The 15,406-nt window shown below is 69.5% G+C and carries 15 protein-coding genes and 1 pseudogene; 6 read left to right on the top strand and 10 right to left on the bottom strand.

What is annotated here, in order from left to right:
- Window positions 1-58: 58 nt before the first annotated feature.
- Complete coding sequence (locus ASF45_RS26860; RefSeq protein WP_056670768.1) at window positions 59-1,033, bottom strand: LysR family transcriptional regulator; 975 nt, start codon at window positions 1,031-1,033, stop codon at window positions 59-61.
- A gap of 127 nt (window positions 1,034-1,160) precedes the next feature.
- On the opposite strand from ASF45_RS26860, the gene hpaH reads away from it, so the two are divergent.
- From hpaH to ASF45_RS26835, 5 genes are all read left to right on the top strand, one after another.
- Window positions 1,161-1,964 carry a 2-oxo-hept-4-ene-1,7-dioate hydratase gene (gene hpaH / locus ASF45_RS26855; protein ID WP_056670764.1) on the top strand — a complete coding sequence of 268 codons (804 nt, stop codon included), beginning with the start codon at window positions 1,161-1,163 and terminating at the stop codon, window positions 1,962-1,964.
- A 16-nt stretch (window positions 1,965-1,980) separates the two neighbouring features.
- On the top strand, window positions 1,981-3,459 hold the full coding sequence (locus ASF45_RS26850) for an aldehyde dehydrogenase family protein (protein WP_056670761.1): 1,479 nt from the start codon (window positions 1,981-1,983) through the stop codon (window positions 3,457-3,459).
- A gap of 13 nt (window positions 3,460-3,472) precedes the next feature.
- On the top strand, window positions 3,473-4,345 hold the full coding sequence (locus ASF45_RS26845) for an extradiol ring-cleavage dioxygenase (protein WP_056670758.1): 873 nt from the start codon (window positions 3,473-3,475) through the stop codon (window positions 4,343-4,345).
- Window positions 4,345-5,292: a fumarylacetoacetate hydrolase family protein gene (locus ASF45_RS26840; protein WP_056670755.1), complete on the top strand. Its 948-nt coding sequence runs from the start codon at window positions 4,345-4,347 to the stop codon at window positions 5,290-5,292. Before ASF45_RS26845 ends, ASF45_RS26840 begins: the two co-directional genes overlap by 1 nt.
- A 208-nt stretch (window positions 5,293-5,500) precedes the next feature.
- A complete protein-coding gene (locus tag ASF45_RS26835; protein WP_369802172.1) occupies window positions 5,501-5,884 on the top strand; it encodes a response regulator in 384 nt (127 codons plus the stop codon).
- Window positions 5,885-6,219: 335 nt separating this feature from the next.
- Here the strand turns inward: ASF45_RS26835 and ASF45_RS26830 are convergent, their stop codons facing one another.
- The 9 genes and pseudogenes from ASF45_RS26830 to ASF45_RS26790 form a co-directional block, all read right to left on the bottom strand.
- Entirely contained in the window at window positions 6,220-6,999 is a 780-nt protein-coding gene (locus ASF45_RS26830; RefSeq protein WP_056670752.1) for a molybdopterin-binding protein, read from the bottom strand.
- On the bottom strand, window positions 6,996-7,859 hold the full coding sequence (locus ASF45_RS26825; protein ID WP_056670750.1) for a cytochrome b/b6 domain-containing protein: 864 nt from the start codon (window positions 7,857-7,859) through the stop codon (window positions 6,996-6,998). Before ASF45_RS26825 ends, ASF45_RS26830 begins: the two co-directional genes overlap by 4 nt.
- A 26-nt stretch (window positions 7,860-7,885) precedes the next feature.
- A complete protein-coding gene (locus tag ASF45_RS26820) occupies window positions 7,886-8,272 on the bottom strand; it encodes an SDR family NAD(P)-dependent oxidoreductase (protein ID WP_056670747.1) in 387 nt (128 codons plus the stop codon).
- A 107-nt stretch (window positions 8,273-8,379) separates the two neighbouring features.
- A complete protein-coding gene (locus ASF45_RS26815) occupies window positions 8,380-9,024 on the bottom strand; it encodes a hypothetical protein (protein ID WP_056670744.1) in 645 nt (214 codons plus the stop codon).
- Window positions 9,025-9,197: 173 nt separating this feature from the next.
- The gene (locus ASF45_RS26810) at window positions 9,198-10,541 is read right to left on the bottom strand and encodes a HAMP domain-containing sensor histidine kinase (RefSeq protein ID WP_056670741.1); all 1,344 of its coding nucleotides are present in this window, start codon (window positions 10,539-10,541) and stop codon (window positions 9,198-9,200) included.
- The gene (locus tag ASF45_RS26805; RefSeq protein WP_056670738.1) at window positions 10,538-11,206 is read right to left on the bottom strand and encodes a response regulator; all 669 of its coding nucleotides are present in this window, start codon (window positions 11,204-11,206) and stop codon (window positions 10,538-10,540) included. Before ASF45_RS26805 ends, ASF45_RS26810 begins: the two co-directional genes overlap by 4 nt.
- 48 nt (window positions 11,207-11,254) lie before the next feature.
- Window positions 11,255-11,987, bottom strand: a pseudogene (locus ASF45_RS26800) (oxidoreductase); the annotation flags it as partial.
- Window positions 11,988-12,236: 249 nt separating this feature from the next.
- Complete coding sequence (locus ASF45_RS26795; RefSeq protein WP_056670735.1) at window positions 12,237-13,217, bottom strand: tripartite tricarboxylate transporter substrate binding protein; 981 nt, start codon at window positions 13,215-13,217, stop codon at window positions 12,237-12,239.
- A gap of 33 nt (window positions 13,218-13,250) precedes the next feature.
- On the bottom strand, window positions 13,251-14,348 hold the full coding sequence (locus tag ASF45_RS26790) for a mandelate racemase/muconate lactonizing enzyme family protein (RefSeq protein ID WP_056670971.1): 1,098 nt from the start codon (window positions 14,346-14,348) through the stop codon (window positions 13,251-13,253).
- A gap of 69 nt (window positions 14,349-14,417) precedes the next feature.
- Between ASF45_RS26790 and ASF45_RS26785 the strand changes: the two genes are divergently transcribed.
- Window positions 14,418-15,344, top strand: coding sequence for a LysR family transcriptional regulator (locus tag ASF45_RS26785; RefSeq protein ID WP_056670727.1), 927 nt, complete (start codon window positions 14,418-14,420; stop codon window positions 15,342-15,344).
- Window positions 15,345-15,406: the final 62 nt, after the last annotated feature.

The raw sequence follows: 15,406 nt of genomic DNA, 5'->3' as shown, positions 1-15,406 counted from the left end.
AAACGGCAGGCAAGTGCCACGGCTCAGGGTCGGGGATCCGCCCAACTTGTCTCTGACCCTAGTGCGCTGTCTCGGACATTGATGGCCAGGAAGAGCGGGCCGGCGGCCCGCCGCCCCGCAGCACCTTGCGCGACCAGGCCGGCAGCCAGGCCGCGAGGTGTTCCGCGAAACCCTCCGTCGCGGGCGACACGGCGCGCGCGACGGGTCGGTACAGGCACACCTTGCGGACCGTCTCGGGGTCGACCACGCGCCGCATCACCAGGCCGAAGGGCTCGGCGACGACGCCAACGTAGGCCGGTGCCAGGGTGGCAGCCAGGCCATGCACCGCCATGCCCAGCGCCGTCGAGACGTTGTCGACCACCTCCACGGGCACGACCCGCTCGCCTTCCGGTGCGCTCGCATGCATGCGCGCGACGCTGCGTTCGTGGTCCCGCCCCGCGGCGACCAGGGCCACGCCGTGCAGGTCGGCCCAGCGCAGCCGGGCGCGGCGCGCCAGCGGGTGGTTCCTTGCACACCACAGGACCCACAGGCTGTCGAACAGGACATGGCGCGCCACCTCGGCCGGCACTGCGCGGTCGGGGCCGACGGCCAGGTCCACATCGCCCGCGGCCACCGCGTCCACGAGCGCGTCCACCGCCAGGTCGTGCACGCGCACGACCACCTTGGGGTGCGTCGCCTGGTAGGCCTGGATGGCCGCGGGAACCGCGGAGCTGGCCAGCACCAGCGGTGCGCCGACGCGCACCACGCCAGCCGCGCGGTTGCGCACGTCGGCCGCCGCCCGCTCCGCGGCGTGGACATGGCGCAGCATGGTCTCGGCCGAGCCCAGGAAGTCGCGTCCCGCGCTGGACAGGTCCACACGGCGCGTGGTGCGGTCGAAGACCTTGAACCCCAGCACGGACTCCAGCTCGGCGATGAGCTGGCTGACCGCCTGCGTCGTCATGCCCAGCTGCTCGGCCGCCTCACCGAAGTTGCGGGTCTGCGCGACGGCAGTGAGCGCCTCGATCTGGCGCAGCGTGAAGCGTGTCAAAGGCATGCCTGGATTATCAAGCTCAGCTTGAAAACTCACCCGAATCCATTGATTGTTCTCGGCATGCGCGCCCTGGACACTGCCGGCTCCCTTCGCGACTGCCCCCTGCCAGTCGCCAGCCACGGAGACAGCCTTGCTCGCCACGAACATCCACCAGGCCCTGGCGCGCGACCTCGCGCAGGCCGAAAGCAGCCGGATCCAGTTGCCGCAGTTCTCGCGGCTCCACCCCGCCATGGACATCGCCGACAGCTACGCCATCCAGCGCGAATGGGTGCGGTTGCAACTGCAGCAGGGCCGCCGCGCCATCGGCCACAAGATCGGCCTGACCTCGCGCGCGATGCAGATCGCTTCGCAGATCACCGAGCCGGATTACGGCACGCTGCTGGACAGCATGCTGCTGCGGGACGGCAGCGAGGTCGAAGCGGCGCGCTTCATCGTGCCGCGGCTGGAGGTGGAGTTCGCCTTCATCCTGGCCCGTCCACTCAAGGGCCCGAACCTCGGTCTCGTCGACGTGCTCAACGCGACCGACTACGTGATCCCGGCCCTGGAGCTCATCGACGCGCGCATCGAGCAGTTCGACCGCGACACCAAGGCACCGCGCAAGGTGCTCGACACCATCGCCGACAACGCGGCCAATGCCGGCATCGTGCTGGGCGGCCGCCCGATGCGGCCGGACCAGGTCGACTGGCGCTGGGCCGGCGCGCTGCTGTTCAAGAACGGCGTGGTCGAAGAGTCCGGCCTGGGCGCCGCGGTGCTGAACCACCCGGCCAATGGCGTGGCCTGGCTCGCCAACACGCTGGCGGCGCATGACGAGGGTCTCGCAGCCGGCGAGACCGTGCTGGGCGGCTCGTTCACGCGGCCGGTGGCCTGCGCCGCGGGCGACGTGTTCCATGCCGACTACGGCGCTCTCGGTTCCATTTCGCTGAGGTTCGTCTGATCTGCAGGAGTCCGCGTTGACCACATCCCAGCCCATCGTCGTCGACGGCCTCTCCGTCTCGCCCGACCACTACATCGACGGCCAGCGCGTCGCATCCGCCAGCCACTTCGCCCTGTCCAGCCCCATCGACCAGCGCCCGCTGGGACAGGTCAGCGAGGGCCTGGACGCGCATGTCGAGGCCGCCATCGCGGCCGCGCAACGCGCCTTCCCGGCCTGGAGCGCCCTGAGCGCCGCCGAGCGCAAGCCCTGCCTGGACCGCTTCGCCGAAGAGATCGGCAAGCGCGCCGACGCCTTCTGCCGCCTGGAGAGCAACGACGCCGGCGTGCTGCTCTCGCGCATGCAGCACGGCGTGGTGCCGCGCGCCATGCTCAACATCTCCTGGTTCGCCCAGCATGCACTGGACCTGCAGAACCGCCGCATCGAGACCGAGCAGGCGCACCACATCGTCAGGCACGATCCGGCCGGCGTGGTCGTCGTCATCACGCCCTGGAACGCGCCCCTGATGCTGTCGACCTGGAAGCTCGGCCCGGCCCTGGCGGCCGGCAACACCTGTATCCTGAAACCGCCGGAGTGGGCGCCGCTGACCTGCTCGCTGCTGGCCGATGCGGCCCAAGCGGCAGGCCTGCCGCCCGGCGTGTTCAACGTGGTGCAAGGCACGGGCGCGCGCACCGGCGCCAGGCTGGTCAGCGACCCGCGCATCGCGCGCGTGTCCTTCACGGGCAGCGTGCCCACCGCCAAGTGGATCGCCCAGGCGGCCGGCGCCAACCTGGTGCCGTGCAGCCTGGAACTGGGCGGCAAGAGCCCCTTCATCGTGCTGGAGGACGCCGACCTCGACGGCGCCGCCGCCACCGGCGCGCTGATGTACCGCAACGCCGGCCAGGTGTGCCTGGCCGGCACGCGCTTCCTGGTGCACGCCGCGGTGGCGGAGCCATTCACCGCGGCGATGCGCGGCTACGTCGAGAAGCTCACCGTGGGCGACCCGCGCGAGGCGGCGACCGAGGTCGGCCCCATCATCCATCCGCGCCAGGTCGAGCGCGTGCAGGGCTTCGTGCAGCGCGCCGTCGAGGGCGGCGCCCGCCTGCTGTGGGGCGGCGCGGCGCATCCTTTCGGTGCCCAGTACTTCCAGCCGACCATGCTGACGGACGTGCGGCAGTCCGACGAGATCGTGCAAAACGAGGTGTTCGGTCCGGTGCTCACGCTGCAGACCTTCGGCAGCGACGACGAGGCCATCCTGCTGGCCAACGGCACGGACTACGGGTTGGGCGGTGTCTGCTACGGCGCGACCGAACATGCCACCGCCGTGGCCGAGCGCGTGCGCACCGGTTTCATCTGGGTCAACAGCTTCGGCATCCGTGACCTGGCCGCGCCCTTCGGCGGCATCAAGCGCAGCGGCATCGGCCGCGAGGGCGGCGACTGGAGCTTCGAGTTCTTCTGCGACATCAAGGATGTCGTGGTGCCCAAGAAGCCCTTCCGCGCCAGCTTCAGCCACCGCTGACGGGAGAATTTCCATGGGACAGATCGTTGGCGCCGCCCTGGTGTCGCACCACCCCGGCCTGATGCAATGCGAGGAGTTCCGCCGCGCCATGGGCGCCGGCGAGGACTCGGACCTGATCGCCGGCTACGCCCGGCTGCGCGACAAGCTTGCGGCCGCCAGGCCCGACGTGGTCGTGGTCTTCGACAGCCACTGGTTCACCACCGGCTACCACCTGGTGGACGGCGGCAAGGGCTACAGCGGCACCTACATCTCCGACGAGATGCCGTGGTACCTGCACGGCGTGCCCTACGCCTACCGTGGCCACCCCCCGCTGGCGTTGGCGATCGAGGCCGTCTCGCGCGAGCGCGGTGGCTACAACCGCACCATCGCCCACCCCGACCTGGGCCGGCACTACGCCACCATCAACCTGGTGAAGCACCTGCGCCTGGAACTGTCGGACACGCCGGTCGTGACGGTCAGTTCGTGCCAGAACTGCGACTGGCAGCACTTCCTCGTCTCCGGCGGACACATCGGCGAGGCCATTCGCCGCAGCGACCTGCGCGTCGTGCTGCTGGCCTCGGGCGCGCTCTCCCACAGGTTCAACGGCATTGACTGGAAGCCGACGCACCCGCGCATCTTCCACGAGAGCAATGTGTCCTCGCCCGAGAACCTGGCCAGCGACAAGCAGGCCATCGCGCTGATGCAGGAGGGCCGGCACGACCAGATCCTGGAACGCTGGGACGCCGAGTACCGGCGCAAGCCCTGGGAAGCCTTCGGCGCCCACTATCTCCAGATGCTGGGCGCCATCGGTGGCGCGGACTGCCGCGCGAAAGGCGAGCCGCTCTCGGCCTACGAGAACGCGCGCGGCACCGGCAACATCCACATGTGGTTCCCGACGGAGGCGTGATGCAGTTCGAATTTCCCTTCACCGAGCTCCCCGCCGTGCTGCGCGGCCCGCGCGTGGAACGCCGCCGCGTGCTGCTGGGCGGCAGCGCCTTCTGGGGCACCATCGTCGAGGAAGGCGCCCATGCAGGCCGCCTGCGGCTGGACGACGGCCGACTGCTCGATGCGCAGGCGCAGAGCTACCTGCCGCCCGTCACGCCGAGCAAGATCATCGCCGTGCACATCAGCTACAGCTCGCGCAGCCAGGAGACGCGCAACAAGCCCAGGCCGACCGAGACGCCGACCTACTTCACCAAGCCGCCGAGCGCGCTGAACGGCCACGGCGGGCAGATCCTCAAGCCGGCCGACTGCAAGTACCTCAACTACGAGGGCGAGTACGCGGTCGTCATCGGCAAGACCTGCCGCAACGTGACGCCCGACGAGGCCTGGGACTGCATCGAGGGTTTCTGCCCGGCGCTGGACATGGGCCTGCAGGACTTCCGCGACACCGACCAGGGCAGCATGCTGCGCGTGAAGGGCGCGGACACGCTGCTGCCGATCGGCCCGGGCATCGTGCGCGGCGTCAACCTGTTCGAACAGACGCTGCGCACCTATGTGAACGGCCTCGTGGTGCAGGAGGCGCAGATCGGCGAGGAGACCATCTGGGGGCCGCACTACATCATCGCGGACATCGCGCGGCACATCACGCTGCTCGCAGGCGACGTGATCCTGATGGGCACGCCCTGTCATTCGCGCAGCGTGGACCCGGGCCAGACCGTGGAGTGCGAGATCACCGGGTTGGGCCGCGTCGGCGGCACGGTCGTCGGCATCGACGCACCGCGCGCGGCGGCACTCGGCGTGGGCCATGCACCCACGGACACCCCGGAAGTGCGGCGCGTCGCGCTGGGGTTCGACGAACGGGTCCCCGAACGCTTGAAGGCCAACCTGCGCCAGGCCCAGAAGAAGGCGTGAGCGCGAACCGCGCCGGCCGCTTGCGCCGCGGCGTCGTGCAAAGCCCGGTATAGCCCTCGTGCACGCGCGCTGATCGCCCTGGGCGGCCGCGTCGGCCGTGGGAGATGCCTGTCGTTGGCGTGCCATGAGACATCGGGCAGCGCAGGGCCTTGTCTTACAAGCTGCGCAAGGACACGGCTTCAGACTCATTCGCACCATGCGAGAAGCCGTGACCGAGTTGCCCATGCCCTTGGCCGTCTACCTGGTGGAAGATGTGGAGATCATCAGGGACAGCCTGATCGAGGCCCTGGAAGACCTCGCCGGCGCGCGCATCGTCGCGACGGCGCAGGACGAGGCAGGCGCGCTGGCGTGGCTGCGCAGGCATCCGTCCGCATGGAAGCTCGCGGTGATCGATCTGTTTTTGACGCAGGGATCGGGCATCGGCGTTCTCAAAGCCATCGCCAACCGGGGCGCCGATCAACACGCTGTGGTGCTGACGAACTACGCCACCGCCGACATCCGCCAGCGTTGCATGAATGCAGGAGCGAACAGGGTCTTTGACAAGTCCACGCAGCTGGAGGAGTTTCTGGACTACTGCCGTGGCCTGGCCTAGATGCAGGACCCAACCGCCTTCTGACGAGCGGCGCGCGCCCGATCGGATGTTTGGAAGCGCGCGGAGACCGCTGGGCGGCCTGGTGGGCGATCAGCCGCGCCCCCGCTGGTCTTCGCCACCGCGCTCGTCCGCCAGCTCGTCGACGCAGGGGTAGAAGGCCCGCCTGCGCCAGATGCGCGCGCGGGGCGCTTGCAAGGGATGTTGACACGGTGGGTAGAACGGCCACGAGCCCCCACGACAGCGGCCACGTCCATCGCTTGCTGCGCAGTCCCGATGGCGATCACGCAAGCGCCAGGTGCTTGGACGATCGACGTGCCGGCATGAACAAGCCTGGCTCAGATGCCCGCATACCACTCGTACCCCCGGTCTTCCCAGAATCCGCCCTTGCCACCCCACAGGCCGCTGTACGCATCGACGACCTCGATGCGCATCAGGTACTTCGCCTGCTTGTAGCCGAGCTGCCGCTCCACCCGCAGCCGCAGCGGCGCCCCGTGCGCCACCGGCAGGTCCTTGCCGTTCATGGCGTAGGCCAGAAGTGTCTGCGGGTGGTAGGCATCGATGAGGTCGATGCTCTCGTAGTAGCGGCCGCTGCCGTCCAGCGTTCGCTCCAGCTCGTCCGCGCAGTGGAACACGACATAGCGTGCGCCAGGCCTGACGCCAGCGGCATCGAGCACGAGGCCGAGCGGCACGCCCTGCCATTTGCCGATCGCGCTCCATCCCTCCACACAGTCGTGCCGTGTGATCTGCGTGCGGGACGCGAAGCCCCGCAGCTGCGCGAGGGACAGGCGCTGCGGGCGCTCGACCAAGCCGTCCACCTGCAGGTGCCAGTCCTCGAAACCACGCTCCAGCAGCTGGGCATATGCATCGGACTCCGGCATCTGCGTGCCATTGGCTCGGAACACCGGCGAGAGATCGGCTTCGCTGAACTCCTGCGCCAGAGCATGCCGGCCGAGCAGCAGGCGCTGGCCGCGCAGGGTCAGCTTCTCCGTCTGCCGCAACACGCCGTCCACCTGCGCGTTCTGGGCCAGGCCGTCGCAGCCCGCGAGCGCCAGGGCGCCCGCAGCGCTGGCCAGTCCCATCAGCAGGCGGCGGCGTGAGAAGTGGGTTGCGCTCATGTCTTTCCTCCGTCGTGCGTGATCGCGTAGCGGCCGCTGAGCATGGACCGCAGGTTGTTCCAGAATCCCGAGGCGATCACCATCGCCACGTGCACGGCGACGAACAGCAACAACAGGAAGGCGCTGATGAAGTGCAGGCTGCGCGCGGAGGCCCGGCCGCCGAACAGGTCGGCCAGGAACGGGAACGCCGCATCCAGGCCGGGCGACATCGTCAGCCCGGTGAGCACCACCATCGGCAACAGCCCGAAAACCACCGCCAGGTAGCTCAGCTTTTGCAGCGCGTTGTAGCGCCGCGCGGCGTTGCCCTGGGCGAAGCGCAGGCGCGCATGGTCGCGGATCTCCTGCCACAGGTGGCGCGGCGCCATCTGGTCGCGGCTGGGCAGCAGATCGCGCCGAAAGTGCCGCCGCCAGAACCCGTGCACCAGATAGACCAGCCCGTTGAACACCAGCAGCCAGGCGAAGAAGAAGTGCCAGCGCCGGCCCGCGCCCAGGTCGTGGTAGGACGGCACCGTGAGCCAGGCCGGGAATGCCCGGGCGGTCGCCGTGCCGTTCTTGTCGGAGACGCCGAGCACGCCCGTCGTCTCGATGCGCAATGGGCCGATCTCGAAGAAGCCCTGCGCGGCATCGCCTTGCTGCGTGGCGCCGATGGCGATCCAGGACCGGTCCGCATCGGCGCCGTACTTGCCCCAGTACAGGCGCGGATGCGCGTTGAAGATCTGCAGCCCGCTCATCAGCAGGAAGGACAGGCACAACACGTTGAGCCAGTGGGTGATGCGCACGGTTAGCGCATGCCGCCGGATGAACTGGCGCCGGGCCGGCAGCGCGTGGGCCACGGCATGGGGCACTGGAGGAGGATGCATGGCAATCGTTTCGGGACGGTCGTGGCCTAGGACTGAAGCAGGCGACGCCGTGGAGGTGAATCCATCGTATTGGTCGTGGACTGTGCTGAAGGCCTCGCGCGGCCGCGGCCGATGCCAGCTCGCTCGACCAGCGGCTGGCCGAGCTCCGCACCGAGGTTCAACAGCAGGTCGATGCGCCCATAGGCATCAAGGGTGTGGTCGACCAGCATGTCGATGCTGGCCTGGCGCGCCGGGTCTGCGGCGCGGTACTGCGCGCATCCGCCCTCCTCTGCGATCCGGGCCACCAGCGCGTGCAACTCGGACAGGCTCTGGTCCCCCAGCATCAGCATGGCGCCCTTGGTGGCGAGCGACCGTGCAGTGCACGCGCCGGCAGGGCTACACGCGCCGGCGATGGCCACGACCTTGCCGTGCATGTCTGAATTCAAAAGCATGGTTCGACAGTTGGATTGCGTTGGGGAACAGGAGGAGTGCAGCGCAACAGGCCAGCCGGGGCACAGCGCATGCCGGCCGGCCAGCCCGATCACATCGGCGGGACGACGCCGTTCTTGCCCACGATCACCTGGCCGGAACGGATGACGCCGTTTGCGGCCTTCTCGGCGGGCACGAAGACCACGGCCCCGGGTTGGAGGTCCTCGGCCGTGGCCGGTGCCAGCGTGACGACCGGTGTGTCCGGCTGGATGGAGATCTTCTTGTCCTGGCCGTGGTAGCTGACGGTCACCACGCTGCCCTGCACCGACTTGACCGCATCGGCCACGGTGGCGTTGGTCATGGAGCTGTTGGGTTGGAGGTCCCAGCCGAAGCTGCCTTCGCCCAGGCCCTTCATCTGCGGCGGGAAGATCAGCACTTCCAGGGCGCCGTCGCCGCCCTTCGACTTGGGCAGCGAGGCGATGCCGACGTAATCGCCCCGCTTGATGTCGTTGACGCTGGCCTTGGCGACCGCGGCCACGGACCAGCCCGGCTTGAGCGCGATGCTGACGGCGTTGCCCTCGCGCGCCTTGACCTGCAGCTGCTCGCCGGCCAGCGCGACGACGGTGCCGCGCACGCGGATCTTCCGCGCGGCCGGCTCGGCGGCGACGGCGCTGCCGAGGCTGGCGAACGTACCGAGGGCGAGCAGCGCACCGGCGAGCACGCGGTGGAGGGACTTGGTGTGGCGTTCGATGTGCATGGGTTTTCTCCTGTGCGACCGGGGTCGCAGATGGGTGAGGCGCGGCGCCACCAGGCCATGGCCTCGATGGCACCGCGGTGCGGTGATGCGGGGCTGCATCACCGTGGTTCTCACTGTAGGGAGCGCCCTTTAGCGGACGCTTAGGGATTTCTTAGCCCGGCGTTAGCCGAACCTCAGCCCGCAGATTCGAGCCGCGCGATGAGTCCGCTGCGGTCGTCCCGGTTGTGCAGGCTCAGCTTCAGGCCACAGCGCTGCGCCGCGGCCTGCGCGATGGCCAGGCCCAGGCCGCTGCCGCCCGGGGCACTGCCGGGCACGCGGTAGAAGCGGTCGAACACCCGGCCCAGCAACTCGGGTGCGATGCCGGGGCCGGTGTCGACCACTTCCACCACGGTGCGGCCAGCTGCGTGCACGAGGCGCACGTCCACCACGCCGCCTTCTGGTGTGTAGCGCAGCGCGTTCTCGATGAGGTTGTCCAGCGCGCTGCGCAGGTCGCCGGCGCTGCAGCCCAGCCGCAGCGGCTTAAGGCCCTCGGGCGCGACCAGGCCCAGGTCGATGCGGCGCTGGTCCGCCAGCGCGATCAGCGTGTGGATGCTCTCGCGTACATGTGCCTGCACATCCACGCTGGCGCTGCTGTCCGCCGCGGCCGCCTCCTGGCGCGACATCCTGAGCAACTGGTCCACGAGCCGCTTGGCGCGGCCAACACCCGCCTCCAGCTGCTGGAAGTGCTGCGCCGCCGGCCCCGCGGCCAGGTCTTCGCGCAGGTTCTCCAGCTGCAGCCCGACCGCCGCGATCGGCGTGCGCAACTCGTGCGCTGCGTCCTGCACGAACAGGCGCTGCGCGGCAAAGCTGTCGCGCAGCCGCGCCAGCAGGTGGTTGAAGGACGCAACCAGCGGGCGGATCTCCTCGGGCACGCGCTCCAGCGGCAGCTCGGCGATGCTCTGCGCGTCCTGCTGCGCCGCCTGCTGCCCGATGCCGCGCAGCCGGCTGGAGATGGCACGCACCACGCCCCACAGCACCAGCATCGACAGTGGCAGCAGGACCAGCACCGGCAAGGCGGCTTCGCCAGCGCGGCCGAAGGCCAGGTTGGCGCGAAAGCTGCCGCTCTGCAGCACCTGGACCATCTGGCCATCCCGCGTCGCGGCGGCGTAGATCCGCCAGCGCTGCCCGCCGTCCTCGAGGTCCTGCAGGCCCGGGTGCGGCATGCGCCGCGCCACCACACCGTCCCAGGACGCCATCAGGGGCTGCCCGTCGGCGCCGAAGAATTGCAGCACGTACAGACCGCGTCCGTGCACGCCTTCGGCGCCCAGTTCCGGCGCCTGGCCGGGATGGCCCTGCCGGGCCATCGCGTCGCCCAGTTGCACCATCTGGTCGTCCAGGAAACCGGCCGCCATGTGTGTGACCATGCGGTACGACAGCCCCGCGGAGGCCAGCGCAACCGCCAGGAAGGTGGGCACCAGCCAGGCCATGAGGGTGCCGCGGATCGAGCGCATGCGGCCGGCGCCGAACAGCCAGCTCATGGCGAGGGCGCCACCACACGCCAGCCCAGGCCGCGCACGTTGCGGATGGTGTCCGGCCCGAGCTTGCGGCGCATGCCGTGGATCAGCACGTCCACCGCGTTGCTGCTCACCTCTTCGCCCCAGCCATAGATGCGGTCCTCCAGTTGCTCGCGCGACAGGATGGCGCCGGATCGCTCCATCAGCGCGTGCAGCAGCGCGAATTCACGGGCGGACAGTTGCGAGCGCACGCCGCCGACCAGCACTTCGCGCGTGCCCAGGTCCAGCTGCAGCACGCCCTCCTCGCCGATCAGCGACTGCGCCGCGCCATCGCGGCGCCGGATCACGGCACGCATGCGGGCCAGCAGCTCGCGCAGCTCGTAGGGCTTGACCAGGTAGTCGTCGGCGCCCAGGTCCAGGCCGTCCACGCGGTCGTCGAGTCCGTCGCGCGCTGTCAGCACCAGCACCGGCGTGGTCTCGCCGGCCGCGCGAGCGCGGCGCAACACCTCCACACCATCGCGCTGTGGCAGGCCCAGGTCCAGCAGCACGCAGGCATAGCCCCCGTCGGCCAGGGCGCTCTGGGCCAGCAGGCCGTCCTTGACCCAGTCCACCGACCAGCCCTGGCGCGTCAGGGCCTCGCGCAGGCTCTGCCCGATCATCTCGTCGTCCTCGACCAGCAGTACACGCATGGGCTGCAGCTTAGCGGGCCTCAGTTAGGCGGGCATTAGCCCGGGCCTTCAGCCATCGGTCGAACGCGCCAGCGCCTCCCAGGCGTGCAGCTTCTGGGTCAGCGCCGACAGCTTGTCGCGCACCAGCGCGAGCGCATCGCTGCCGAGCAGCAGATGCGCGGGCGGGGCGTCGCTCGCGATCACCGCCAGCATGGCCCGGGCCGCCTTGGCCGGATCGCCGAGCTGCTTGCCACTCTTCTCGGCACGTGCCGTGCGGATCGGATCGAACAGCGCGTCGTAGTCGGCGATGGACCGCGCGGTGCGGGCCATCGACCGTCCCGCCCAATCGGTGCGGAACGAGCCCGGCGCCACGGCGGTGACGTGGATGCCGAAGGGCTTGACCTCCTTGCCCAGCGCTTCGGAGATGCCTTCCAGCGCGAACTTGCTGCCGCAGTGGTAGGCGATGCCCGGCATGGTGACGAAGCCGCCCATGGAGGTGATGTTGAGGATGTGGCCGCGCCGGCGCTTGCGCATGCAGGGCAGCACCGCCTTGGTCATGGCCACCGCGCCGAACACGTTCACGTCGAACTGGCGGCGCATCTCGTGCAGCGGCGACTCTTCCAGCACACCCTACGTGCCCGTAGCCCGCGTTGTTCACCAGCACATCGATCGGCCCCACCGTCGCCTCGATGTCCGCCACCACGCCGTCGATGGCGTCGAAGTCGGTCACGTCCAGCACGCGCCCGATGGCCTGCCCGGGTGCAAGGCGCTCGAAGTCCTGTTGCGCGTGAGCGCTGCGCACATGAGCCGTTGCACACTCTCGCCCACGTCGAACGGCCTTCCACCCTGCCGAGCCACAAGCATCTGACTTCTACGGTGAGAGCATCGTCCCGGTTCGACAACGAGCGACCACTGCGGCGGAAGCGGAACGTGAACCGCATAGGGCCAATGAGGATCTCGGGCCGCGCCCCTCGCGATCAAGCTGGGACAAGCCCGTCGCGTCGCTGACCCAGCACGCCGGGCGGAAGCCACTTCGCCTGCGGGGGCCGGTCTATTCGGGCTGGATGTTCCCTTGACGGACCACCGTGGCCCATTGCGCGCTCTCCTCGCGGATGCGCTGCGCGAACTCCGCGGGCGTGCTGCCCACGGGCAGGAAGCCCATGGCCTGCAGCCGTGCGCGCATTTCGCCATCGCGGATCGATGCACGCAGCGGCGCCGACAGCTGCTCGACGATGGCTGCCGTCACGCCCGCCGGCGCGATGAGGCCGAACAGCGGCATGGTGTCCACGCCGGGCAGGCCGGCTTCGGCGAAAGTGGGCACCTCCGGCAGCTGCGCCACGCGTTGCCTGGGCGTGACGGCCAGAGCGCGCAGCCGGCCAGCCTTGATGTGCTCGGCCAGCGTGGGCACGGTGGCAAACGCATATTGGAACTGCCCGCCCAGCAGATCGGTGATGACCGTGCCGCCGCCCTTGTAGGGGATGTGCTGGACCTGAATGCCGGCCTGCTGCGCAAACAGTTCGCCGGCCAGGTGCGGACCGCTGCCGACACCCGCCGAGCCATAGGCCATGCTGCCCGGAGCCGCCTTGGCGCGCGCGATGAAGGAGGCCAGGTCCTTGATCGGTACGGAGGGATGGGTGACCAGCACGAACGGCGCGGTCGCGACCAGCGAGATGGGGGTGAAGTCTTTTAGCGTGTCGTAGGGCAGCTTAGCGCCCAGCAGGCCAGGGTTGATCGTGAAACTGCTGTCCACCATACCCAGCGTGTAGCCGTCCGACGCGGACTGTGCCAGCGCGCGCGTGCCGATGGTGGTGCCGCCGCCAGCGCGGTTGTCGGCGATGAAAGACTGTCCCAATGCCTGCTGCAGCGCCTGCGCGCACAGCCGGCCCAGGTTGTCGGTAGCGCCACCAGCGGGGTACGGAATGATGACGCGAACGACCTTGTCGGGGTAGGCTGCAGCACGTGACAGCGGCCCGAAGCCGGACAAGCCCAGGACGGTGGTGTGCTGCAACAGCGTGCGGCGGTTGATCTGCATGTGGGTCTCCGTCACTTGATTTGAAAAGAATGGTTAGCCGGCGTAGCGGCCTTCGACCAGCGCGGGCTCGGGGTCCGCGCCCAAGCCTGGCGCGTCGGGCACCTGCAGCCATCCGTTCTCGATGGGCACGGTGGCGGCATAGGGAACGTGGGCAAGTTCGACGAACAGCCTCTCCAGCGAGACCTCGTCTTGCTGCGCCGCGATGAGGTGCAGGCTGGCCAGGAAACCGGGGCCGAAGAAGGCCACCTGCGGCGCGCAGACCGTGCCGGTGCCTTCGCAGGAACGCGCAATGTCCAGTGCAGCCGTGAGCCCCAGCTTGATCACGCTGGGCTGCACATACTGCACCGTGCCCTGCTCGGCCATGCGGCGCAGCGCCAGCGCAGAACTTGCGTTTTCTCCCACGGCCAACGGCACTCCGCAGCGCTGGCGCAGCGTGGCCAGAGCCTGCGCGTCTTCCGGCACCCAGAGCGGCTCCTCGATCCAGTACGGCTCGTGCGGCAGCATGGCCGCAATGGCGGCCTCGGCCTCGTGCGGCAGCCATGCGCAGTTGGTGTCGACCATGATGGGCACGCCTGGGCCGGTCGCGTGGCGCACCGCGGCCAGCGCCTCGGCCGTGCGCTCGTGCAGCTTGATCTCGGTGAAGCCCTGGGCCAGTGCGCGCGCGGTCACGCTGTGCAGCAGCTCGGCCTTGCCGTAATACTGCAGCAGGGAAGCATAGACACGCACGCGCTCGCGGCGCATGCCGCCCAGCAGGGCGTGCAAGGGCACGCCAGCGCGCTTGGCGCGCAGGTCCCACAGCGCGATGTCCAAGCCGGCCAGCGCGTGCACCACGGGGCCGGAGCGGCCCAGGTTGTGCAGCACGCGCTGCATGCCAGGCAGCAGTGTCTCCTCGTCGGCTTGTCGGCCACAGGCCAGCGGCGCGACGAGCGTCTCAAAAATGGCCTGCAACGCGCGCGGCTCCACGCAGTAGGACTCGCCCCAGGCCACGCTGCCGTCCTGCGTCTGCACGCGCACCAGCGCGCTGTCCAGCTTGTCGCGTGGGCGGCCGGCGAACAGCGGTGGGCTGCTCCAGTGGTGGAACGGCAGCCGCATAGGGATGCAGATGACGGAAACGATGGTGTTGGAGGTCATCGCGGCATTCTTCGGCGGCTGCACTCAGTGGTCAAATAGATGAATTGACTCATTCCATATGAAATCTGTATGTTGAGCCGGCGTGAGCTGGCGCTGCTGCGCGCCATGTACCTGCAGCCCACGGTGACGGCCGCGGCCGCGAGCGTGCACATGAGCCAGCCGGCCGCGAGCGCGCTGCTGCGCGACCTGGAGACGCGGCTGGGCTTCGCGCTGTTCAGCCGCGAGCAGCGCCGGCTGCAGCTGACCACCCAGGGCCGCTCGTTGATTCCGGAGGTGCTGCATGCGCTGTCGGCCATGGATGCAGTCGACCGGCTGGCGAGCGACATCCGCAAGGGCACGACAATGCGCCTGACGGTGGGCGCCGTAGCCATCGCCTCCACCATGCTGCTACCGCAGGCCCTGGTGTCGGTGCGGCAGGCCCATCCGCAGGTGGCACTGACGGTGCGGGCCGGCACGGCGCTGGAAATCGTCGACATGGTGGTGGACCACCGCGTCGATCTGGGGTTGGTCATCACCAGTGCTGCCGCGGTCGGCAAGCGCGCCGTCAAGGAGCGGCTTGCGCCGTTGAGCCTGCACGCGGTGTTCCATCCTGCACATCCGCTGGCACGTCGCAAGGCGCCGCCAACGCTGGCCGCCGTGGCGGCCCTGGGGCCGATCGTGTTGTCGTCGGCTCTGCCAGCGGGGCTGGCCACGGAACGGGCCATAGCAGCAGCAGGGCTGGCCTACCACCCGCAGATGGAGGTCACGCAGTCCTATACCGCCTGCGAGTTCGCTGCGCAGCAGTTGGGCGTGGCCATCGTCGAGACGCTGGGCGCCCGTTATGCGCAGCGCCGGGGCCTGGTGGCGCGGCATCTGCTGACGCTGGAGGATTCGGAGCTGGCCCTCGTCAGTCCCAAGGACAGGCCGCTGGAGGGGGCTGCCGCCTGTCTGCGTCTTGCATTGGTCGACGGCATCGCGCAGGACCTTTCCTGCGGCGCATCATGGGCTGGCGGGTGAGCGGTCGAATGAACGCAGTGGGTTTTCCGTTTTGTCGCAAGGCCGTGCACGATCCGTGTGCC

The organism is Pseudorhodoferax sp. Leaf265 (genome assembly GCF_001422365.1).
GTDB lineage: Bacteria > Pseudomonadota > Gammaproteobacteria > Burkholderiales > Burkholderiaceae_C > Pseudorhodoferax.
This window is presented reverse-complemented; position numbering and strand designations above follow the sequence as displayed.

What these genes read in the sequence shown, in the direction of transcription:
- ASF45_RS26820 (WP_056670747.1), bottom strand. Translation starts at nt 8,272, where the DNA reads ATGCACGGCAAGGTCGTGGCCATCGCCGGCGCGTGTAGCCCTGCCGGC.
- ASF45_RS26810 (WP_056670741.1), bottom strand. Translation starts at nt 10,541, where the DNA reads ATGAGCTGGCTGTTCGGCGCCGGCCGCATGCGCTCGATCCGCGGCACC.
- ASF45_RS26785 (WP_056670727.1), top strand. Translation starts at nt 14,418, where the DNA reads ATGTTGAGCCGGCGTGAGCTGGCGCTGCTGCGCGCCATGTACCTGCAG.
- ASF45_RS26830 (WP_056670752.1), bottom strand. Translation starts at nt 6,999, where the DNA reads ATGAGCGCAACCCACTTCTCACGCCGCCGCCTGCTGATGGGACTGGCC.
- ASF45_RS26845 (WP_056670758.1), top strand. Translation starts at nt 3,473, where the DNA reads ATGGGACAGATCGTTGGCGCCGCCCTGGTGTCGCACCACCCCGGCCTG.
- ASF45_RS26840 (WP_056670755.1), top strand. Translation starts at nt 4,345, where the DNA reads ATGCAGTTCGAATTTCCCTTCACCGAGCTCCCCGCCGTGCTGCGCGGC.
- ASF45_RS26860 (WP_056670768.1), bottom strand. Translation starts at nt 1,033, where the DNA reads ATGCCTTTGACACGCTTCACGCTGCGCCAGATCGAGGCGCTCACTGCC.
- ASF45_RS26815 (WP_056670744.1), bottom strand. Translation starts at nt 9,024, where the DNA reads ATGCACATCGAACGCCACACCAAGTCCCTCCACCGCGTGCTCGCCGGT.
- ASF45_RS26825 (WP_056670750.1), bottom strand. Translation starts at nt 7,859, where the DNA reads ATGCATCCTCCTCCAGTGCCCCATGCCGTGGCCCACGCGCTGCCGGCC.
- ASF45_RS26795 (WP_056670735.1), bottom strand. Translation starts at nt 13,217, where the DNA reads ATGCAGATCAACCGCCGCACGCTGTTGCAGCACACCACCGTCCTGGGC.
- ASF45_RS26805 (WP_056670738.1), bottom strand. Translation starts at nt 11,206, where the DNA reads ATGCGTGTACTGCTGGTCGAGGACGACGAGATGATCGGGCAGAGCCTG.
- ASF45_RS26790 (WP_056670971.1), bottom strand. Translation starts at nt 14,348, where the DNA reads ATGACCTCCAACACCATCGTTTCCGTCATCTGCATCCCTATGCGGCTG.